Origin of the sequence: Bifidobacterium samirii, from assembly GCF_003952945.1 — a bacterium.
Classification (GTDB): domain Bacteria; phylum Actinomycetota; class Actinomycetes; order Actinomycetales; family Bifidobacteriaceae; genus Bifidobacterium; species Bifidobacterium samirii.
The window spans coordinates 37,890-58,101 of record NZ_QXGK01000002.1 but is presented as its reverse complement, the minus strand read 5'-3'; the positions used below and the strand labels follow the sequence as shown (position 1 = coordinate 58,101).

General features: G+C 66.1%; 17 protein-coding genes. 11 read left to right on the top strand and 6 right to left on the bottom strand.

Going from position 1 to position 20,212, the window contains the following annotated elements:
• Positions 1-230: 230 nt before the first annotated feature.
• The gene (gene rho / locus D2E24_RS01510) at positions 231-2,378 is read left to right on the top strand and encodes a transcription termination factor Rho (RefSeq protein WP_125967559.1); all 2,148 of its coding nucleotides are present in this window, start codon (positions 231-233) and stop codon (positions 2,376-2,378) included.
• A 169-nt stretch (positions 2,379-2,547) separates the two neighbouring features.
• Complete coding sequence (locus D2E24_RS01505) at positions 2,548-2,943, top strand: chorismate mutase (RefSeq protein WP_125967558.1); 396 nt, start codon at positions 2,548-2,550, stop codon at positions 2,941-2,943.
• Positions 2,944-3,070: 127 nt separating this feature from the next.
• Here the strand turns inward: D2E24_RS01505 and valS are convergent, their stop codons facing one another.
• From valS to D2E24_RS01485, 4 genes are all read right to left on the bottom strand, one after another.
• The gene (gene valS, locus D2E24_RS01500) at positions 3,071-5,800 is read right to left on the bottom strand and encodes a valine--tRNA ligase (protein WP_125967557.1); all 2,730 of its coding nucleotides are present in this window, start codon (positions 5,798-5,800) and stop codon (positions 3,071-3,073) included.
• A gap of 120 nt (positions 5,801-5,920) precedes the next feature.
• Positions 5,921-7,501 carry an ABC transporter substrate-binding protein gene (locus tag D2E24_RS01495; protein ID WP_125967556.1) on the bottom strand — a complete coding sequence of 527 codons (1,581 nt, stop codon included), beginning with the start codon at positions 7,499-7,501 and terminating at the stop codon, positions 5,921-5,923.
• A 254-nt stretch (positions 7,502-7,755) separates the two neighbouring features.
• Positions 7,756-8,379: an endonuclease III gene (gene nth / locus D2E24_RS01490; protein ID WP_125967671.1), complete on the bottom strand. Its 624-nt coding sequence runs from the start codon at positions 8,377-8,379 to the stop codon at positions 7,756-7,758.
• A 58-nt stretch (positions 8,380-8,437) separates the two neighbouring features.
• Positions 8,438-9,202: a winged helix-turn-helix transcriptional regulator gene (locus D2E24_RS01485; RefSeq protein WP_125967555.1), complete on the bottom strand. Its 765-nt coding sequence runs from the start codon at positions 9,200-9,202 to the stop codon at positions 8,438-8,440.
• Between the two features lie 275 nt (positions 9,203-9,477).
• On the opposite strand from D2E24_RS01485, the gene D2E24_RS01480 reads away from it, so the two are divergent.
• Positions 9,478-10,209 carry a hypothetical protein gene (locus D2E24_RS01480; protein WP_125967554.1) on the top strand — a complete coding sequence of 244 codons (732 nt, stop codon included), beginning with the start codon at positions 9,478-9,480 and terminating at the stop codon, positions 10,207-10,209.
• Positions 10,210-10,221: 12 nt separating this feature from the next.
• Here the strand turns inward: D2E24_RS01480 and D2E24_RS10425 are convergent, their stop codons facing one another.
• Positions 10,222-11,286 carry a hypothetical protein gene (locus D2E24_RS10425; RefSeq protein WP_206430904.1) on the bottom strand — a complete coding sequence of 355 codons (1,065 nt, stop codon included), beginning with the start codon at positions 11,284-11,286 and terminating at the stop codon, positions 10,222-10,224.
• 314 nt (positions 11,287-11,600) lie between these two features.
• Positions 11,601-12,161 (bottom strand): manganese efflux pump MntP, encoded by a 561-nt coding sequence (locus D2E24_RS01470; RefSeq protein WP_125967553.1) that lies wholly within the window; start codon positions 12,159-12,161, stop codon positions 11,601-11,603.
• A gap of 260 nt (positions 12,162-12,421) precedes the next feature.
• On the opposite strand from D2E24_RS01470, the gene murA reads away from it, so the two are divergent.
• From murA to D2E24_RS01430, 8 genes are all read left to right on the top strand, one after another.
• Positions 12,422-13,768 carry a UDP-N-acetylglucosamine 1-carboxyvinyltransferase gene (gene murA / locus D2E24_RS01465; RefSeq protein ID WP_125967552.1) on the top strand — a complete coding sequence of 449 codons (1,347 nt, stop codon included), beginning with the start codon at positions 12,422-12,424 and terminating at the stop codon, positions 13,766-13,768.
• A 197-nt stretch (positions 13,769-13,965) separates the two neighbouring features.
• Entirely contained in the window at positions 13,966-14,244 is a 279-nt protein-coding gene (locus D2E24_RS01460) for an Lrp/AsnC ligand binding domain-containing protein (protein ID WP_125967551.1), read from the top strand.
• 307 nt (positions 14,245-14,551) lie between these two features.
• Entirely contained in the window at positions 14,552-15,313 is a 762-nt protein-coding gene (locus D2E24_RS01455) for a glycerophosphodiester phosphodiesterase (RefSeq protein ID WP_125967550.1), read from the top strand.
• Complete coding sequence (locus D2E24_RS01450; RefSeq protein WP_206430902.1) at positions 15,307-16,149, top strand: ABC transporter permease; 843 nt, start codon at positions 15,307-15,309, stop codon at positions 16,147-16,149. The genes D2E24_RS01455 and D2E24_RS01450 overlap by 7 nt, the downstream gene beginning before the upstream one ends.
• A gap of 30 nt (positions 16,150-16,179) precedes the next feature.
• Complete coding sequence (locus tag D2E24_RS01445; RefSeq protein ID WP_125967548.1) at positions 16,180-17,154, top strand: ABC transporter ATP-binding protein; 975 nt, start codon at positions 16,180-16,182, stop codon at positions 17,152-17,154.
• Positions 17,155-17,250: 96 nt separating this feature from the next.
• Positions 17,251-18,408 carry an extracellular solute-binding protein gene (locus D2E24_RS01440; RefSeq protein ID WP_125967547.1) on the top strand — a complete coding sequence of 386 codons (1,158 nt, stop codon included), beginning with the start codon at positions 17,251-17,253 and terminating at the stop codon, positions 18,406-18,408.
• A gap of 139 nt (positions 18,409-18,547) precedes the next feature.
• Positions 18,548-19,387, top strand: coding sequence for an ABC transporter permease (locus D2E24_RS01435; RefSeq protein WP_125967546.1), 840 nt, complete (start codon positions 18,548-18,550; stop codon positions 19,385-19,387).
• The gene (locus tag D2E24_RS01430) at positions 19,372-20,205 is read left to right on the top strand and encodes an inositol monophosphatase family protein (protein WP_125967545.1); all 834 of its coding nucleotides are present in this window, start codon (positions 19,372-19,374) and stop codon (positions 20,203-20,205) included. The genes D2E24_RS01435 and D2E24_RS01430 overlap by 16 nt, the downstream gene beginning before the upstream one ends.
• Positions 20,206-20,212: the final 7 nt, after the last annotated feature.

Below are 20,212 nucleotides of genomic sequence, written 5' to 3'. Positions count from 1 at the left end.
TCCCGGACAGACGGATGACGGAACGTCATCCGAACTGCGCTGAATCGAAAGCCCGTCGCCTGTGCGGCGGGCTTTCCGCGTATTCCAGCGTGTTGGTCGCCGTGCGGTTGTACAGTATTGCGGAGTCCGGGCGCATGGAGTGCGCCGGACGATCTGTCGCGGCGATGGCCGCAATCATTCTTAGCGCAGAGTCCGGCCCGGCCCGGCATTGCTCGAGGAAAGGTATACGAGTGGCAACAAGCCAGAATCTTGAGGATATGAAACTCCCCGAGCTCAAGGAGCTCGCCAAGCAGATGGGCCTGCGCGGCACGTCCACGATGCGCAAGCCCGACCTGCTCGCCACCCTGCAGGCCGCGCGATCCGGCGGCCAGGCCCCCGAAGGCGTCACCGTGCGCGCCCCCAAGACGACCGCCAAGCCGGCGAAGACCGAGTCGTCAGCAGCCGCCGCCCAGCCCGAGCGCACCGACGCGCCCGCGCAGACCACGCCCGTTGAAACCACGGCCCCCGCCGAGCCGGTCATCGACCTGCCGCTGCCGGCCGACAAGCCCGCCACGGTCAAGGAGACCTCCGACGAGGAGCAGCCGCTGCGCAAGATCCGTCGCAACCGCGCCGACTCCATCAAGCAGGCGATCGCCGCCGACCAGCCGGCCATCGAACTGCCCGCCGAAACCCGACCGCGCCGCCAGCGCCGCGACGAGGAGGCCGCCGGAGCCGCCCTCCTCGGCGACCTCGGCCTGCCGCCGACCGGCGATCGTGCGGAACGCCGACGCAAGCCGCTGGACGACGACCGTCAGCGCCGCCGCCGCGACATGGACGGCGAGGACGGCCAGATGCGCCGTCGCCGCCGCATGGACCAGCCGTCCGACGACGTCGTGCGCGACCTCGACGACATCCTCGCCACCCTGCCCGACCAGCGCGAACCGAAGCGCGACACCGCCGGCGACGAGCCGATGGAACGCGAATTCACCCGTCGCAGCCGCAACCGCGCCGACCGTGCGGAGCGCAACGCGGAACGCGCCGAACGCGCCGGCCGCGACGAGCGCAACGAGCGCGGCGACCGTACGGAACGCACCGACCGTCATCAGCGCCGCATGCGCGGCCGCGACCGCGACTTCGACGAGCGTAACGACCGCACCGAACGCACGATGCGCGACGACCGCGCCGACCGTGGCGAGCGCATGGAGCGCGACGAACGTCCCGCGCGCGACATGCGCCGCGAGGAGCAGGACGACGTCGTCACGATCGCCGGCATCGTCGACGTGCTCGACTCGTACGCGTTCGTGCGCACCTCCGGCTACCTGCCCGGCCCCAACGACGTGTACGTGTCGATGGGCCAGGTCAAGAAGTACGGTCTGCGCAAGGGCGACGCCGTGCAGGGCACGATCCGCACGCCGCGCGAAGGCGACCGCCGCAACCAGCGCCAGAAGTTCGTGCCGCTGCAGTCCATCGACACGATCAACGGCATGAGCGTCGAGGAGGCGGCCGACCGTCCGCAGTTCAGCAAGCTCACCCCGCTGTACCCGCAGGAGCGCCTCAAGCAGGAGACGACCGCCAACAAGCTCACCGGCCGCATCATGGACATCGTCGCGCCGATCGGCAAGGGCCAGCGCGGCCTCATCGTCTCCCCGCCGAAGGCCGGCAAGACGATCACGCTGCAGAACATCGCCAACGCGATCGCGACCAACAACCCGGAGGTGCACCTGATGGTCGTCCTCGTGGACGAACGTCCCGAGGAGGTCACCGACATGCAGCGCACCGTGCAGGGCGAGGTCATCGCCTCCACCTTCGACCGTCCCGCATCCGACCACACCACCGTCGCCGAACTCGCCATCGAACGCGCCAAGCGACTCGTGGAGCTCGGCCAGGACGTGGTCGTGCTGCTCGACTCCATGACCCGCCTCGCCCGCGCCTACAACATCGCCGCCCCCGCCTCCGGCCGTATCCTGTCCGGCGGCGTCGACGCGCAGGCCCTCTACCCGCCGAAGAAGTTCTTCGGCGCGGCCCGCAACATCGAGAACGGCGGCTCCCTGACCATCATCTCGTCCGCGCTGGTGGAGACCGGCTCGAAGATGGACGAGGTGATCTTCGAGGAGTTCAAGGGCACCGGCAACATGGAACTCAAGCTCAGCCGCGAACTGGCCGACAAGCGCCTCTTCCCGGCCATCGACATCAACGCGTCCGGCACCCGCCGCGAGGAGCTCATCACCAACCCGCAGGAACTGCCGATCATCTACCGCCTGCGTCGCCTCTTCGGCGGCATGGAGCCGGAACAGGCGTACCAGACGCTCGTGCCGCGCCTCAAGAAGGCGCCGACGAACCGCGACTTCCTCGCCGCGATCGTCCAGCAGCAGGGCGGCGGCGCCGTCAACGGCAACTGAGCCGCGTGACGCCACGTGCACAGGGTCGGGTTTCGATTCCCACGACGGAATCGGAGCCCGGCCCTTGCCGTTGCGGCACCGTCACGCCGCCGTCACGCCCGGCGGGGGAGTGCGTCCCCGACACCGCGTGACGACGTCGTCGGTTGCACGGGCACGGTAGGCTGGGCGTATGAGCGATACCGATACCAACAATGATTGGCGCGAGTCGACCATCGACTCGGCGCAGGCGCAGGAGCATCCCGAAACGGCGCTGGAGGTGGCGAAGATCACGATGCTTCGCCAGTCCATCGACAACGTCGACATGGCCATCATCGCGCTGCTGGCCGAACGGTTCAAGTACACGACGCAGGTGGGCGCGCTCAAGGCGCGCGCCGGATTCGCGCCGGCCGACTACAAGCGCGAGGAATACCAGATCGAACGGCTGCACCGTCTCGCCGTCGACGCCGGCCTCGACCCCGACATCGCCGAGATCTACCGCGAGTTCGTCGTCACCGAGGCGAAGAAGCGTCACCAGCGCATCGCCGACGCCGGCGGCGACCCGGGCGTGCTCGACGTGTTCGCCTGATCGTCGCCGGTCCGGCTGCGACGGTCGCCGGGACGATGCCGGTCCTGCAAACGCAAGGAGGGGGTCCATTCCATCGGAATGGACCCCCTCCTTGCGCGTATCGGGCTAGGTCAGACCGAAACGCGCCTTACTTGGCCTTCTTCGCCGGCGGCTCGCCCAGCTCGCTGGCCACGACGCCGATCACGGCGTCGGCGGCCGCGTCGGCGTCGCCTTCGGCGGCGGCCGGGGCGGCGAACTCGATCGCGCCGGTCACACGGCCCGCTTCGGCGATGTCGTCGATCGCGGATTCGAGCGCGGCGCGCACGTCGTCGGCGGCGCCCAGCGTGACGGACAGGATCGGCGTCTTCATCGAGACCTTGGCCTTCGACTTGATGCCGCGCAGCGCGGCCAGCGCCTCGCCGGCGTGGTCGAGCAGGTCGGCGGACGCGTCGCCCGCGGCGGCCTCGTACACGGTCGCATCCGGCCAGGCGGCGCGGTGCACCGAACCGGCGTCGGCGTGCATCCAGCTCCACACCTCTTCGGCCGCGTACGGCAGGTACGGGGCGAGCAGGCGGGCGAACGCGTCGAGGCCGAGGCCCAGCGCGGTGCGGGCGGAGCGGATCGCGGCCTCGCCCGGCACATGGCCGGTGGATTCGGCGGTGCCGTACGCGCGGTTCTTGACCAGCTCGATGTAGTCGTCGCAGAACTGCCAGAAGTAGCTTTCGATCGCCTCCAGCGCCTTGGAATGCTCGTAGGATTCCAGCGCCTCGGTGGCCTGGCGCACGACGAGCGCCAGACGGGACATGGCGGCGCGGTCGAGCGCCTCGGTCACGTCGGCCGGATCCCAGGCGGCGGTCGCCGGGGCGCCCACGTGATGGTTCTCGTCCTCGCGGCCGATCGCCAGCGCGAACTTGGTGGCGTTGAGCAGTTTGATGGCGAGGCGGCGGCCGATCTTCATCTGGCCCTCGTCGTACGTGGCGTCGAGGCCCAGACGGGCCGCGGCGGACCAGTAGCGCACCGCGTCGGCGCCGAACTTCTCGATCGGCTCGTTCGGCACGACGACGTTGCCCTTCGACTTGGACATCTTCTTGTGGTCCGGGTCGAGGATCCAGCCCGACAGGGTGGCGTTCGCCCACGGCAGGCAGCCGTTCTCCAGATGTGCGCGGTCAACGGTGGAGAACAGCCAGGTGCGGATGATGTCCTGGCCCTGCGGACGCAGGTCCATCGGGAACGTCGCGTTGAACAGCGCCTCGTTGTCCTCGCCCGGCTCGGCCCAGCGGGTCACGATCTGCGGGGTGAGCGACGAGGTCGCCCACGTGTCCATGATGTCCTGCTCGGCGGTGAAGCCGCCGGGCACGTCGCGCTGCGCCGCATCGTAGCCGGCCGGCACGTCGATGGTCGGGTCGATCGGCAGGATGTCCTCGCTCGGCGTGATCGGATGCGCGTAGTCGGGCTCGCCGTGCTCATCCAGCGGATACCACAGCGGGAACGGGACGCCGAAGAAGCGCTGGCGGGAGATCAGCCAGTCGCCGTTGAGGCCGTGCACCCAGTTCTCGTAGCGCACGCGCATGAAGTCGGGGTGGAAGTCCAGCTCCTTGCCGCGTTCGATGAGCTGCGCGTTGAGCGCCGCGTCGGTGCCGCCGTTCTTCAGATACCACTGGCGGGAGGTGACGATCTCGAGCGGCTTGTCGCCCTTCTCGTAGAAGTTCGTCATACGCTTGGTGGGGGTCGGCTCGCCGTCCAGATCGCCGGATTCGCGCAGCGCGTCGACGATGATCTTGCGGGCGGAGAACGTGGTCTTGCCGGCGGTCTGCTCGAACATGGCGCGGCCGGCCTCGTCCTCGATCCAGTCCGGCGTGTCCATGACGATGCGGCCGTTGCGCTGGATGATCGAACGGGTCGGCAGCTTCAGGTCGCGCCACCACTGCACGTCGGTCACGTCGCCGAAGGTGCAGCACATGGCGATGCCGGCGCCCTTGTCCATTTCGGCGGCCGGGTGCGCGAGGATCGGCACCTTGACGCGGAACAGCGGGGAGTAGACCTCCTTGCCGAAGAACGGCTTGTAGCGTTCGTCGTCCGGGTGGGCGATCAGCGAGGTGCAGGCGGCCAGCAGCTCGGGGCGGGTCGTCTCGATGTAGATCGGGGTGCCGTCCTCGAAGCGGAACGCGACCTTGTGGTAGAAGCCGGGGTATTCGCGGCTTTCCAGCTCGGCCTGGGCGACGGCGGTCTGGAACGTCACGTCCCACAGGCCCGGCGCATCCTGCTGGTAGGCCTCGCCGCGGGCGAGGTTGCGCAGGAACGCCTTCTGGGCGACGCGGCGCGGATGCTCGCCGATGGTGTGGTAGGTCTGCGACCAGTCGATCGACAGGCCCAGCTTGCGCCACAGCGCCTCGAACAGCTTCTCGTCCTGCGCGGTGAGCTTCTCGCACAGTTCGATGAAGTTCTGGCGCGAGATCGGGACCTGGTCCTTGGCGTCGATCTTCTTGCCGTCGGTGCCTTCGAACGGGGGCACGAAGTCGGGATCGTACGGCATGGACGTGTCGACGCGCACGCCGTAGTAGTTCTGCACGCGGCGCTCGGTGGGCAGGCCGTTGTCGTCCCAGCCCATCGGGTAGAAGACGTCGTAGCCGCGCATGCGCTTGAATCGCGCGATGATGTCGGTGTGGGTGTAGCTGAACACGTGGCCCACGTGCAGCGAACCGGAGACGGTGGGCGGCGGGGTGTCGATCGAATACACGGCCTTGCGGTCACGGGTGCCGCCGAACTTGTAGGTGCCCTGCTCGTCCCAGCAGGCGCGCCACTTGTCCTCGAGGCCGTCCACGCCCACCTTGTCGGGCAGCGGGGTCAGATTTGCGTTGATGATGGTGCTTTCGCTCATACGCGCGATTTTATGAGGCTTCGGCGACAGGGGGTCGGCCGGGCGGACCGGGCGGATTTCGGCGGGTTCCCGCAGGTTCCGGCGGTCGGGCGGGCGGCGCCGCCGGCGGCCGTCCGGAACCTACTGCGCCAGCAGCTTGGCGAGCGGTAGCCGGCGGTCGGCCATGTTGGCGGTCAGGCCGCTGACGCCGGCGCGCATGGCGACGGTCGTCTTGCGGGCGTACAGCCAGTCGCAGGGCGCGTCGTTGCCGACGGTCGCCGCATACGCGCGCAGCAGCGTCTCGTAGTCCTGCTGGCTGGTGGCCGCCATCGCCGCCTTCCACGCCTGCTGGACGGTGCCGCTCGTGTAGTGCATGACGTTGTCGGACGTGGCGTACACGGACGTGTCGTCGACGCCGTCGGTCGTGGTGACGGCGAGCGTGTAGCTGCCTTCGGTGACGCGGCGTTCGACTTCGGCCTTGTCGAGCGTCTCGACGGTGACGGTCAGACCCACGGCGCCCAGCTGGCCGGCGATCGTATTGCCCATGTCGGCGTATTCGGTGGGCACGAGCAGGTCGAGCGTGCCGAAGTAGTTCGCGTAGAAGTAGGACAGCAGGCCGCGGGCCGTGTCGGGATTGTACGGGTAGGCGCCGGTCAGGTCCTCGTAGCCGTCCTCCAACGGTCCGATGGGCCCGCCGAGCGCGGCGACGGCGTCCGGCTGCGCGGCGGCGATCGACGCGTTGTCGATCGCGTAGCGCACGGCGCGGCGCACCTGTTCGTCGGACAGGATCGACTCGCCTTCGTGGTTGAACGTGAGGATCGTCTCCGACGTGGACGTGCCGTCGGCGATCGTGAACGAGCCGCCGTCGGCGTTGCCGTCGGCGTCGTCGTCGCTGCTGCCGTCGCTGCCTCCGAGCGCGGACGCGAGCGCCGCGGCGTCGGTCGGGTCGGCGGGCGCGGCCGCGTCGACGTCGCCGTTCTTCAGCGCGTCGGCGAGCGTGGTCGCGTCGGCGTGGTAGCGGATGGTGATGTGGCCGCTGGCGGGCGCGTCGCCGTGGTGATGCGGGTTGGCGGCGAGTTCGATGCGTTCGCCGGGGGTGAAGGATTCGATGGTGAACGGGCCGCTGCCGGGGACGTCGATGGCGCGCTGGGCGGTGGCGTCGGCGTCGTGGATGATGCCGGCACGGCCGGTGAGGGTGCGGGGAATCGTGGGGTCGGGGCGGCTGAGGGTGAGGACGAGGGTGGTGGGGTCGGGGTTGGTGACGCCGGCGAGTGCGTCGAGGCCGTCGTGGCCGACGTACTGGTGTTCGACGAGCTGCTGGAGGGACCAGACGGCGTCGGATGAGTCGAGCGTGTCGCCGTTGGAGAAGGTGAGTCCTTCGGGGATGGTGAACGTGTAGGTGAGCGCGTCGTCGGAGACGGTCCATTGGCTGGCGAGTCCGGCGACGACTTTGTTGTCGTCGTCGCGGTCGAGGAGCGTCTCGTAGACGTTGCCGAGGAGCGCGCGTTCGACGGCGGGGTCGCTGTCGGTGCGGATGTCGAGCGTGTCGGGCGCGTCGGTGAGTCCGATGACGGCGGCGCGGTCCTGACTGAGGTCGGGGTCGGGGATGAGTCCGGCGCGGCCGAGGGACGACCAGACGACGGCGACGATCACGCTGAGCGCGGTGGCCGTGGCGATGAAGATGAGCCAGGATCGCAGGGAGTTGCTTGTCCGCCTATGCATGCGCCCCAGTCTAACCGGGTGGGTGTGACGGGCGGTGCGTCTGATTTTTCGATCTGAGGGGAGGAATCAAGGCCTTGCACGCTTCTTTTCGCCGACTGAGGGGAAGGATTCCTCTGATCCGAGGGCCGGATGGCAAGGGTTTCCGGCCGGAACGGCCCGATGCGACGGGAACTATCCGGCGTGACGGTCCCCTCAGATCACCGAAAGAAGCGTGCAAGGCCCCGATTCTTCCCCTCACTCGGCGAATCGCTGTGTCAGACGGCGGACGGGCAGGTGGCGTTGAGGGGGCAGGCGGCGCAGTCGGGGGTTCGCGCGTGGCAGGTGGCGCGGCCGTGGAGGATGAGCCGGTGCGACAGGTCGGTCCATTCCTCGGGCGGGAAGCAGGCGCAGATCTCCTGTTCGACGGCGACGGGGTCGGATTTGGCGATGTGCCAGTCGGTGCGCCAGCGCAGCCGGCCGGTCACGCGCATGACGTGCGTGTCGACGGGGAATCCGGGGATCGAGAACGCGTTGCCGCGCACCACGTTCGCGGTCTTGCGTCCCACGCCGGGCAGGGAGGTGAGCTCGTCCATGCTGTGCGGGACCTCGCCGTCGAAGCGCTGGTCGAGCGCGTGCGCGAGTCCCAGCAGATGCCGGGTCTTGGCGTGGTAGAAGCCGAGCGGGCGGATGATGTCCTCCACGTCCTCGGGGTTCGCGGCGGCGAGCGCGGCCGCGTCCGGGTAGGAGGCGAATAGGGCCGGGGTGACGGAGTTGACGCGCTTGTCGGTGGTCTGCGCGCTGAGCACGGTGGCGACGAGCAGCTGGAACGGGTTGCTGAAATGCAGCGCGCATTCGGGCGTGGGGAACACGTCGCACAGGATCGCGTATTCGTCGTGCATGCGGGCGAGCCGCGCGCGTTTCGACTCGCGGCCCGGGCGGGAGGGCCAGTCCGGATGGTCAGCGGCGGCCATCGGCGGCTCCGTCGTGCGCGGCGGCTTCGGCGGACCCGTCGGCGTCGTCCTCGTCCTCGGGCGGGTCGAACCGGTATCCGACGTTGCGTACCGTGCCGATCAGATGCTCGTATTCGCCGCCGAGCTTGGCGCGCAGGCGACGGATGTGCACGTCGACCGTGCGCGTGCCGCCGTAGTAGTCGTAGCCCCACACCTCCTGCAGCAGCTGGGCGCGCGTGAACACGCGGCCCGGATGCTGCACCAGGTACTTGAGCAGCTCGAACTCCTTGTACGCCAGGTCGATCGGATGGCCGTGCAGGGACGCGGTGTAGCCGTTCGTGTCCACGATCAGGTCGCCCGAACGGATCTGCCCGTCCACGTCCGCCGACGCGTCGGCCGAACCCTTGGACGAGGCCGCGGCCGCCGCCCCGCGGCCGATCACCAGCCGCAGACGGCCGTCCACCTCGGCGGGGGAGGCGGTGGACACGATCACGTCGGCCACGCCCCACGACGCGTTGACGACCGTGAAGCCGCCTTCGGTGATGACGAGGATGATCGGCGTGGACAGGCCCGACGCCTGGATGAGATTGCACAGCGTCTTCGCCGACGCCAGATCGTCGCGCGCGTCGAGGAACAGGATCGTCTGCTCGGGCATGCGGATCAGACTCGCCGCATCCATCGGCAGCACGCGCACGCGGTGCGACAGCAGGGCCAGCGACGGCAGTACGGACGCCGGATCGACGGCGAACGTCATCAACGTGAGATCGGTCATGCCACCCCCTTCGAACGCCGGGGAGAAGCCCGGCCGCGCCCGATGGTACCGCCTGCGGCGCTTCCGGCTCATTGTACGCGCACGATGTGGACGAGATACGGTGGCCGAACCGTTTCCCGCCGGACGGCGCCGCTCCCGGCCGCATGCGTCCCCGGCAGGCCGGGGACGGCCGTTCCGACGCTAGAATTGAGCGAAGCCGACCGGACCGCATCCGCCGCGGGGCCGGTCACCTATGACGAGAACGCCGGCGCGGACCGGCGGCATAAGGAGGAGCGATGGGCGACAACAGGCAGGACGCGGCACGCGAGGCCGCCGCACAGGAAGGCGCCACGCGCGGTCTACTCGCCACCGGCGCCGCGTACGCCGTGCTGGCCGTGGCCGGCGTGGCCCTGGCCGCGCTGACCGGCATGTCCGACACGCGCATGGCGTGGCCGATGCTGGTCGTCGCCGTGGCGCTGATGGGCGTGCTCGCCCGCTGCACGCCGCTGCGCGACGGCGTGCCGGGCCGTGTGGTGGCGTTGGCGTGCGGCGTGGCGTCGGCGTTCGCGTGCGCGTCGCCCCGACTGGGGTGGATGCTGTTCGGCGACGGCGGCGATGCGGCGCTGCGCGACGTGGAGGCGTGGTTCGCGGCGGTCGGCGGCCTGCTGGTCGTGCTCGTCGTCGTCTCGTTCGGCCGTCAGATGGCGCGCGAGGAGCGTTCGAACCTGATCCGCGGCCTGTCGCACAGCGTGCTCGACGGCATCGCGATGATCGCCGCGACCGGCTGGTGGTTCCTGCCCGGCCTGCTCGCCGCCGGATTCGCCGGGCCGATGAGCGCGGTATGGATCGTGGCGTGCGTGGCGCTGGTCGGCGTCGCGGTCGTGTTCGCCGTGGCCGGCGCGACCTGGCTGACCGGCATGGACGCCGAGGAGGGCGCGCTGCACCCCGAGTTGGGCATGGGCGTGCTGCCGGTCATGCTGTGCGGCGCCGCCGTGCCGGTGGCGGCGCTGATCGTCGCGATCGTGTGACGGTCCGGCCGCTCACCTGCCGTCGGCGTCGTCGCGGACGGTGACGTCCGGCAGGTCGGGCAGGTCCGGATAGTCGAGGAACCCCGGACCGCGGCGGCGCGATGAAGCGTCGCCGCGGTCTGTGCCGGGGCCGTCCTGCGCGATGTCCTCCAAGCTGTCCTCCAGTCCGTCCGGATAGTCGGGGACGTTCACGCAGTCGACGACGTCGATGCAATCCAGATGGCGTCGGCCGGGCCGCCGGTCCCCGTGGCCGCCGTGCATCTCATAGTCGATGAAGTCCGTCGGATCCATGTATGCGGACGGGTCGGGACAGTACGCGTACTGCGGCCGGTGCTCGTCGATGATGCGCTGCAGTGCCTGCCGCCAATCGGGGCGGCCGTGCACCAGCGCCTCCATATCCTCCCAGTCGAGGCCAGTGTCCTTGGCTCGGCCGTAGAGGAAACGCACCCAGCCGGCCGAGTCGGGATGATAGTGGCGGAAGCTGTCGAGGAGCACCTTCCTGGCGTGGGGTGTATCGGGACGGCGGCTCTCATACAGTCGTATCGAGAACGGTCGCCACGCGCCGCGGACCTTGGCGATGCGGGTGATGACCGTGCCGCCGTGCGCCCCGTCGTAGCGGGCGGCGCATTGGGGGATGGGGATCAGGTATTCGCGGCCCTCGTCGGCCACATCCTCCAGCACGAGACGCCCCTTGGCCGCGTCCGCCTCCTTGATCCAGAACATCGACAGGAACTGCGTGTCGTCGGTCTCCTGCACGTCGAGCCAATCACGGTCGTCCAGGCCCGCGTCGTTGTCGTGCAGCGTGCGGGCGATCCGCCGGTAGGGCGACAGGCCGTCCTCCGTGCGCCAGTCGAATGCGAGCCAATCCCAGAACATCCACTCGACCATGCGCAGCTCGTTGTCCGGATGGCGTTTGAACGGGTTCAGGTTGACTTCGCGGTAGAACGTGCGCCGCGCCTCGTCGCACCCGTCGGGATCCTCCCTGCGGACCCATTCGTAGATGTGGTGCGTGTCGAGGAACGCTGGTTCGTCGGGGTTGACCGGCCCGTCGCCGAGGGCGACTTTGTGTGCGTACATGATGGCTCCTTCGCTGGGCGCGGACATCGGTATCCGCGCAGGTGGGGCCACTGTACGGGCGTGCGTCCGGTGCCGGCAACGGGAGTCCGGAAGGATGTGGATATGTGGATGGGCGCGATGTGGACGATTTCGGCCGTATCCGCGGCGATGTGGATAACCGGGGCGGAGGCTGGACACGATCGGAGGCATGCCCGTATACGCACGTTGCCGCCGTCACACGCATGGGCGTGACGGCGGCGACTGCGATATGTGATACGGGCGTACAGAAGTACAGGCGTACGGGAGTACAGGGACAACTCCCCGACCCCCCCCCGTCAGATCAGACCGAGATGCTCGACCAGCACCTTGACGCCGATGACGATGAGCACCACACCGCCGGCGATCTGCGCCGGCTTCTGCCAGCGGGCGCCGAACGCGCGGCCGATGTACAGGCCGGCCGCGGAGAACAGGCCCGTCGTCACGCCGATCACGGCCGCCGACGCCCACACATGGGCCTCCATGAACGCGAAGCTCACGCCCACGGCGAACGCGTCGATGCTGCACGCCACGGCGAGCGGCAGCATGTGACGCCAGTCGAATTTGGCTGTCTCCCTCGCATTCTCCTCGTCCTCGCCGAACGCCTCACGAATCATGTTGGCGCCGATGAACGCGAGCAGACCGACGATGATCCAATGGTCGATCGCCGTCACATAACGGCTGAACAGGGACGCGGTGAAGAAGCCCAGGATCGGGAACAGCGCCTGGAACCCGCCGAACCACAGCGCGGTCTTCAGCGCGTCGAGCGCGCGCACGCGGCGCACGGTCAGGCCCTTGCCGACGGCGACGGCGAAGGCGTCCATGGACACGGATACGGCGATGAGAAGAATCTGCAGCATAACGGTGATAGGGGGTTCATCCCACGAAGCCGCGGGATGGGCCTCGACGGGGTCCCTCGGTCCCGCCTACGCCTAGGGGTCCCGACATCGACTGCCGGCGGAAACCGGCTTTGAATCCCAGCGAATACTGTCCGCATGTCGTTTCGATTACGGTTGACAGCGTATCACCCGCTGCGCCCACGGCGCTTTTCACCGCGTCGCCACACACCTTGTGGCAAACTTGTCGGTAGCTGAAGGACCGGCCCCAAGGCGGGGCCGGAATGTCGAAAGGGGATGGCGTGGCCAGGGATCCTAAGGAAGACGTGCTGCACGTCGAGGGCGGCAAGCCGCTGAACGGCACCATCAAGGTGCGCGGCGCGAAGAACTTCGTCAGCAAGGCGATGGTCGCCGCGCTGCTCGCGCCCGGCACGTCGGTGCTGCGCAACGTGCCGGAGATCCGCGACGTGCACGTTGTGTCGGACCTGCTGCGCCTGCACGGCGTCGACGTGGACGTCAACGGCGACAAGGGCGTCGTGACCATCGACGCGACCAACGTGCAGCTGGCCGACGTCGCCGACGTGGACACGCTGTCCGGATCGTCGCGCATCCCGATCCTGTTCTCCGGCCCGCTGCTGCACCGCCTCGGCGAGGCGTTCATCCCCGCCCTCGGCGGCTGCGCGATCGGCGGACGGCCCATCGACTTCCATCTCGACACGCTGCGCAAACTCGGCGCGACCGTCGACAAGGAACACAAGGACGGCATCCACATCACCGCGCCCAACGGCCTCAAGGGCGCCAAGATCCACCTGCCGTACCCGTCCGTCGGCGCGACCGAGCAGACACTGCTCGCCGCCGTCCTGGCCGAAGGCAGGACCGAACTGTCCGGCGCGGCCACCGAACCGGAGATCATGGACCTGGTCGCCGTGCTGCAGAAGATGGGCGCGGTCATCTCCGTGGACGTGGACCGCACGTTCCGCATCGAAGGCGTCAAGGAGCTCAAGGGCTACACGCACACGTCGCTGACCGACCGCATCGAGGCCGCCAGCTGGGCGTCGGCGGCGCTCGCCACCCACGGCGACATCTTCGTCAAGGGCGCCACCCAGCCGGAGATGATGACGTTCCTCAACGTGTTCCGCAAGATCGGCGGCGAATTCGACATCACCGACAAGGGCATCCGCTTCTGGCATCCGGGCGGCGATTTGAAGCCCGTCGCCCTCGAAACCGACGTGCACCCCGGCTTCATGACCGACTGGCAGCAGCCGCTCGTCGTGGCCCTCACCCAGGCCAACGGCCTGTCGATCGTGCACGAGACCGTGTACGAGAACCGCTTCGGCTTCACCAAGCCGCTCGTGCAGATGGGCGCCACGATCCAGCTGTACCGCGAATGCCTCGGCTCGCTGCCCTGCCGCTTCCAGCAGCTCAACCACAAGCATTCGGCCGTGATCTTCGGCCCCACCCCGCTCACCGGCCGCGACATCGACGTGCCGGACCTGCGCGGCGGCTTCAGCCACCTCATCGCCGCGCTGGCCGCGAAGGGACCGTCGAACGTGCACGGCATCTCCCTGATCGACCGCGGCTACGCCGACTTCCGCGGCAAGCTCGAAGCGCTCGGCGCCGACTTCGACTAGACGGTCGATCGGCGACCGCGTCCGTCGCATTCGCGTGCGGCCCGACGCTGACGGAAACCCTGCGCAAGGCCGGTTCGAGGCATGGGACCATGCCGTCGGGCCGGCCTTCGCGACTCTATAATCGGGCGTGACATGCCCGCGGAATCCGGCGGCACGGAACCGGCGGGCGGCAACCGAACCCAGCGAAGGAGCCCATCATGGCCGACGCCATCGTCCTCATCACCACCGAAGCGAACAAGATCTCCGAAGCCGCACAGCACATCGTCGAACTCGACGGCGTCAAGGACGTCTACTCGGTCGCCGGCGACGTCGACCTCGTCGCCGTCGTCTCCACGCCCGCCTTCGACGACCTGACCCGCGTCATCCCCGACGGCATCGCCAAGGTCGACGGCGTGACCGCCACCAAGACCCTCATGGCGTTCCGCCAGTACTCCGCCAGCGACGAGGCCGCCGCCTACGACCTCGGCGTGGACTGACCGTCGGCGCGCACCGTTGCCGGTGGCCGCCGACGTGCGCGACGCCACCAACCGTGAGTCGTTCGTCAAAACGCCCGGCGTGAGCGGTATTGTCGGGCAGTTTAAAACCGTATGGTGAGGTGGAGTGTCGGCTATTTCCCGGTATGCGGTGCGGAATACGGCGTCCGCGCGGTATTCCGGATGAGCGTCGCAATGAGACGGCTGCAAAGTAACGCAAACATCAGGTAGAGTTTATCCGCCATTCGTCAATCGTTTTACCTCATGTTTTCTTAACGCACTACATCTGAGCGTGGTTCATGGAAACACGATGGAAACGAGTACGACGATGATGATTACTGCACATAGCGGCAGCGAGGGAACACCCGATAATTCTCGGGAATTCTTCGATGCGTTCATCGCAGGCGGCGTTGACTGTCTGGAAGTCGACGTGCGTCGCGATGAGCATGGCGATCTGTGCTTGGGGCATGATCACCCGGAAACCTCCGATGGTCATGGCACGGTGCTGCTCGCCGACCTGTTCGCAGCGATGGCCGACTTCCCGCAAGGTGCGGCCATCAACTGCGATCTCAAAGAGAACGGACTGGAACGGTCGGTGCTGGACTTGGCCGACCGGGCCGGAATCGCCGAACGTGTCATATTCTCCGGCACGGTGTGTCCGACCGCATGCGTCCGCAGCGACGGCGACGGGTCTCGCGCCAGAGTGCTCTACAATCCGGAAAATCTCATTCCCGATTTTTACAGCGGCACCGAACGATTCGCCAACCTCGCAGTGGGGGCCTCGCAACCTGCTGGCCTGCCCGCTGAAGCGATGACTCTCCCATGCGCCGACGACGATAACTGGGCCGCACTGCTGGACTACTGCCTGTCTGCGCCGGTGGCCGCCTTGAACATCAACTATCGGGTGATGACTCCGGCGCGAATGGACGAATGCGCCGCCCGCGGCGTGCCGCTGTCGGTATGGACGGTGGACGATCCATGCGCGCAACGCCGATTCATGAACGCCGGCGTATTCAATCTCACGACACGGTTGCCTCACCAAGCCATGAGCATGGAGCTGAAGACGTGCTGAAATATCTCAACCCGAAGCGTTTCTACTATGCCGTGGGAAGGGGGCAGTTCCTGCAGTTCGTCCTCTTCGTGGTGTTTCTACTGTTTTTCTATGGTCCGTTGATGCATATGGTGGTGCTTGCCTTCGGTGACCAATACGAGGTTCCCTACGCGCTTCCGACGAAATTCGGATTCAAATGGTGGAGGTTCGTGTTCTCGCAGAACGAGCTCATGGAATCCGTGGCCACCTCGTTGGTGATCGCGGTGCTGACTACGGTGATTTCACTGATACTGTGCATACCCGCGGCATACGCGCTTTCGCGTTTCCAATTCAAGGGCCGCAAGATGTTCATGTTCTCCTTCCTGCTCACCAACGCGTTCCCGAAGCTGGGCATCTACACGTCCATCGGCCTGCTGTTCTACAAATTCGATCTGATGGGCACCATGCCGGGCGTGATCATCATCCACATCATCAACACGATGATCTTCATGGTCTGGTTACCCGCCGGCGCATTCCGCACCATCCACACCAGCCAGGAAGAAGCCGCGCGCGATGTCGGCGCTTCGCCCTTCATGACCTTCCTGCGCGTCACCATGCCGATGGCCATGCCGGGCATCGCCGTGGCCTGCATCTACACCTTCCTCGGGTCCCTCGAGGAAAACCAGGGCACGCTGCTGGTCGGCATGCCGACGATCAAAACCATGGCTGTGGAAATGTACGGCATCATCCTGGACTACCCGGTGCAGGCCGGCGCAGTGTTCGCGATTTTCCTGATCGTCCCGTCGATCATCCTGATCTATTGCCTGCGTCGGTTCATCAGCCCGGAGGCGATGGCTGGCGGATTCAACATGAAATGACCGCAAGGCCCATCACAGAGGAAACAACCAATGAATGACACTTCGACCAAAGTCCGTATCAGCGATCTGAAGAAAACCTACCCCAACGGCGACGGCGTGGAACATATCGACCTCGATGTGCATGAAGGCGAGATCCTCACCATGCTCGGTCCGTCCGGTTGCGGCAAAAGCACGATTCTGCGTACTATCGCCGGATTCGAACGAGCCGATTCCGGCAGCATCATCATCGACGGGCGGGATGTGACGAACCTGCCTCCGGAGAAACGCCCCACCGGCATGGTGTTTCAAAGCTACAACCTGTGGCCGCACATGACCGTGGAGGAAAACCTCGCATTTGGGCTCAAACTGCGCAAAGTAGGCAAGAAGCAGATCTCCGCCGACATCGACGGCGTGCTCGACATGATCAAGATGCCGGGCGTGCAGAAGAAATATCCGAGCCAGTTGTCCGGCGGCCAACAGCAGCGCATCGCCATCGCGCGCACTTTGCTGCTCAAGCCGTCCGTGATGCTGCTCGACGAGCCGTTCTCCGCGCTGGACGCCAAGATTCGCATGCAGATGCGTGAGGAGCTGCGCAAACTCCAGTCCCGCCTGAACATCACCGTGATCTTCGTGACCCACGATCAGGAAGAGGCAATGTCGATTTCGCACCGCATCGTCGTGATGCGCAAGGGCGCGTTCGAACAAATCGGCACGCCGAGCGAGATCTACGACAGTCCGGCAACCAAATACGTGGCCGGATTCATCGGCGAGATGAACATGATCGAACGGCAGGGCGAGACGATCGCAGTACGCCCCGAAGACATTGCAATCGGGCCGGACGAACCGTTCGGCGGCCGAGTCGTCGGCGTGATGAACATGGGTCACTACAACCAAGTGCTCATCTCCAGCACCGAGCACGGCGATCTCAAGGCGTTCCTGCGCAAAGACGACTTCGCCGACCTTCACGAGGGCGGTGATATCCGCTACCGGTTCATGAAGGCACGCACCTACAAGCATGCCGCGTGACGGCCCGACGGACGGCATCCGCCGTGGTCGCCGATGATCCGCTTCATCCTCATCAATCAGACCTCAGAAAACACAGTGCACAAGGAGTAGACAACCATGACCAGTACAATCAGGAAGATCATCGCCGCAGCGGTCGCAGTCGCGGCGCTCGCGGGCGTCGCCGGCTGCGGCTCCGCGTCCGCCGCCGGAACCAAGCAGACCGTGACGCTGTGGGCCACCGGTTCCGATAACATGCGCCAGGCGTACGAATCCATCAGTCAGGCGTTCAACAAGAGCGAGTACGGCGACAAGTACCAGCTCAAGGTCGAATTCATCATGTCCGGCACGGGCGGTCAGGGCTTGCAGGATCGCATCGTCGCCGCCAAGAAGGCCGGCAAGACGAAGATCGACTTCGATTTGGTGGATCTCAACAACAGCGATTACGGCGCATACGTGGAGAAGGGCGGTGACGACATCTTCACCAAGCTCGACACCTCCAAGATCTCCAACTACGGCAACATCAAGGCCAAGAACTCCGAGGAGGGCGCTGATCGGCTGCTGCCGTACCGTGGCACCACCGTCGTGCTCGCCTACGATTCCGACAAGGTCAAGAACGTGCCCAAGACCGCCAACGATCTGTACACGTGGATCAGGAAGCACCCGGGACAGTTCGCATACAACTCTCCGTCCACCGGTGGTGCCGGACAATCCTTCGTGCTGACGGCGCTGTACAACCAGATGCCCGAGGAAGCTCTGTCCTCCAGCGATTCGAAGTGGGAATCGCAGTGGGACAAGGGCTTTGACGTGCTGAAGGACCTGAACTCCTCAATGTACCAGTCGGGCGGCAAGGTCGTGTATCCGAACAAGAATCAGGGTGCCCTTGACCTGCTTGCCAACAAGGAGGTGTCGATGATCCCGACATGGGCCGACATGTACCTGCAGCAAAAGCAGATGGGCACGCTGCCGGAATCCGTCAAGATCGCGCAGATCGCCCCCGCGCTCACCGGAACCCTCGCGTCCCTCGCCATCCCGAGCATCGGCAGCCACACCGACGGTGCCTACGCGGTGATGGACTTCATGGTCAGCGACGAAGCGCAGAACATCCTGCTCGACAAGATGTCCGCCATCCCGGTCGTCGACACCGCCAAGCTCGACAAGGACAAGGTCAAGCTGATCGACGGCCTTGACACCAGTACGTTCCGTACCGCGAGCATCGGCTCGTTGACCGACGATCTGAACAAGCAATGGGATGAGCGGATCGCGACGCTGAACTGAGCCGACATGGCCGCCGAAGCGTCGAACCGGGTGATTCGACGGCCATCGTGATGCGCATGCCCGCTGTGTTCCGAGCTGAAGCTACGCCGGGCCGCGGGCGTGCACGTATGTATCCGTATGCAATCCAATCGGAGCAACAATGAAAAACACCAAACAATGGTTTCCGTACCTGCTGGTCATTCCGGCGTTCCTCGTGGCCATGCTTACCGTCGCTTACCCGATCGTCAACGGCGTCGCGCAGAGTTTTGAAGGGGAGGACGGCGGGTTCACGCTGAGCAACTACGTGTACTTCTTCACCGATCGCAACGAGCTCGCCAACATCGGGTTCACGCTGGTGATCTGCCTGGTTACGGTCGTGTTGGCGGTGGTTTCGGCCTATCTGCTGGCCCTGTACCTGCGTTTCACACATAGCTGGTTTTCGCGGGCGATCGGATTCCTGTATCTGCTGCCGCGTTTCGTGCCGAGCATGGTGGCCGTGTATGCGATGATCGCCGTCGTGCGGGATTCCGGGTTCATCAACCGTCTGATGCTGCTGTTCGGCATCAACGCCAAGCCGGGTTTGATGTACAGCGCCAACGGCGTCGTTCTGATGAACCTGTGGTTCAACATCCCGTTTGCGGCGATGATCATTGCGGCTTCACTTGGCGGCGTGCGGGATTCGATCATCGAAAGCGCGCGCGATGTCGGTGCCGGCAGATGGACGATCTTCCGGACGATTATTCTGCCATTGACCTATAAGGACGCGCTTGTCGCATCCACGTTCGTGTTCATGACGAACGTCGGCTCGTTCACCACCCCGTACCTTATGGGCCCCAACGCGCCCAAACTGCTCGGCGTGGACCTGTTCAACCAGTTCAACAGCTATGGCGATTATCCCAAGGCGGCGGCTCTCTCGACCATTATGTTCCTGCTGTGCGCGGCTTCGGCGGTCGTGTACATCTATACCAACATGAAAGACAGCGAATGGGAGAAGAAGTGAGTTGTCTCGACCGTGAAATGATCGTGGGCGGCGGCACGGTGTCGCTGCGTGCTCTATGCCATTTGGTTCATCGCGCGGCGGACCTCATTACGGTGGCCGGTGCGCACGAGATCGTCGTCAAAGGTCGGGCGGACTATGCGACGCGCGTCGATCTTGGCATTCAGACGTTTCTGCGCACGGAGCTGGCCCATATGTACCCGCAAGTGCAGTTCCTCGGCGAGGAACGCCACGAGCAGGATGCGGACCTCGGCCGGCCCTGCTGGGTGGTGGACCCCATCGACGGCACCACCAATCTGATTCACGACTATCGATTCAGCGCCATCTCGTTGGCGCTGTTGGACGGCGGCGAGCCGGTGATGGCCGTGGTGTTTCAGCCGTTCTCGGGGGAGATGTTCACGGCGTGCCTCGGATGCGGCGCATTTCTCGGCGACCGTGCGTTGTCCGTGGCGAAAGACCGCGAGCTGAGCGAATCGCTGGTGGCGGTCGGCACGTCGCCGTATGACCGTGAACCCGCGGATGTGGACAGGAATTTCGCGGTTCTGCGTTCGGTGTTCGACCATTGCGCTGATATCCGCCGCAGCGGATCGGCTACGTTGGATATGGCGTGGGTGGCTGCCGGGCGTGTTGACGCATATTGCGAGAACAACGTCAAACTGTGGGATTATGCCGCCGCGAAACTGCTGATCACCGAGGCCGGCGGCATCATGGTCGACTATCAGGGCAGGCCGATCGCCCATCAGATGAATACCGGCGTGATCGCCGGTTCCGCGTCGGTGGTGCAGGCTCTGCTGAATCTCAAGGCGCCCCATTTGAAGTGAGCGCGTA

Coding starts and splice junctions, on each gene's coding strand:
- D2E24_RS01470 (WP_125967553.1), bottom strand. CDS start 12,161: ATGCTGCAGATTCTTCTCATCGCCGTATCCGTGTCCATGGACGCCTTC.
- D2E24_RS01455 (WP_125967550.1), top strand. CDS start 14,552: ATGGAAACGAGTACGACGATGATGATTACTGCACATAGCGGCAGCGAG.
- D2E24_RS01435 (WP_125967546.1), top strand. CDS start 18,548: ATGAAAAACACCAAACAATGGTTTCCGTACCTGCTGGTCATTCCGGCG.
- D2E24_RS01485 (WP_125967555.1), bottom strand. CDS start 9,202: ATGACCGATCTCACGTTGATGACGTTCGCCGTCGATCCGGCGTCCGTA.
- D2E24_RS01430 (WP_125967545.1), top strand. CDS start 19,372: ATGGGAGAAGAAGTGAGTTGTCTCGACCGTGAAATGATCGTGGGCGGC.
- D2E24_RS01460 (WP_125967551.1), top strand. CDS start 13,966: ATGGCCGACGCCATCGTCCTCATCACCACCGAAGCGAACAAGATCTCC.
- D2E24_RS01445 (WP_125967548.1), top strand. CDS start 16,180: ATGAATGACACTTCGACCAAAGTCCGTATCAGCGATCTGAAGAAAACC.
- murA (WP_125967552.1), top strand. CDS start 12,422: ATGTCGAAAGGGGATGGCGTGGCCAGGGATCCTAAGGAAGACGTGCTG.
- valS (WP_125967557.1), bottom strand. CDS start 5,800: ATGAGCGAAAGCACCATCATCAACGCAAATCTGACCCCGCTGCCCGAC.
- D2E24_RS01480 (WP_125967554.1), top strand. CDS start 9,478: ATGGGCGACAACAGGCAGGACGCGGCACGCGAGGCCGCCGCACAGGAA.
- D2E24_RS10425 (WP_206430904.1), bottom strand. CDS start 11,286: ATGTACGCACACAAAGTCGCCCTCGGCGACGGGCCGGTCAACCCCGAC.
- D2E24_RS01495 (WP_125967556.1), bottom strand. CDS start 7,501: ATGCATAGGCGGACAAGCAACTCCCTGCGATCCTGGCTCATCTTCATC.
- nth (WP_125967671.1), bottom strand. CDS start 8,379: ATGCACGACGAATACGCGATCCTGTGCGACGTGTTCCCCACGCCCGAA.
- D2E24_RS01505 (WP_125967558.1), top strand. CDS start 2,548: ATGAGCGATACCGATACCAACAATGATTGGCGCGAGTCGACCATCGAC.
- D2E24_RS01440 (WP_125967547.1), top strand. CDS start 17,251: ATGACCAGTACAATCAGGAAGATCATCGCCGCAGCGGTCGCAGTCGCG.